The following is a 345-nucleotide window of genomic DNA, read 5'->3' as shown; positions in this document are numbered from 1 at the left end:
TATCTACCGTCGTGGAGATAGACACTCAGAAATTGTAGAATTTAAGAAACAATTAAATGCAATTGGTTTTGGAGGTATTTCAGAGACGACACTATTTGGAAGTTACATGGAAACCCAAGTAAGAAGATTTCAAGAATACTATGGAATGACAGTTAATGGTATGATTGGTAATGTCACTAAGAATAAGTTAAATAGTGTGTATAATAGTCCATTCCAAAGAGGAAAACGTCATAATGATATCCCAGAGATTAAGCGGAAATTAAATACGCTAGGGTATGGTCATATCACAGTTACAACACTATTTGGAAGCTATATGGAGAGCCAGGTCAAACAATTCCAAAGAGA

The 345-nt window shown here is 34.8% G+C and carries 1 protein-coding gene; it reads left to right on the top strand.

Annotated elements, in window-relative coordinates; all coding sequences use genetic code 11:
* Positions 1-345, top strand: a 345-nt coding sequence (locus FLK20_RS21470; protein ID WP_194165725.1) for a peptidoglycan-binding domain-containing protein, incomplete at both ends; no start/stop codon positions are given.

Source organism: Oceanobacillus sp. CFH 90083, assembly GCF_009389585.1.
Taxonomy (GTDB): domain Bacteria; phylum Bacillota; class Bacilli; order Bacillales; family Amphibacillaceae; genus Oceanobacillus.
This window is presented reverse-complemented; position numbering and strand designations above follow the sequence as displayed.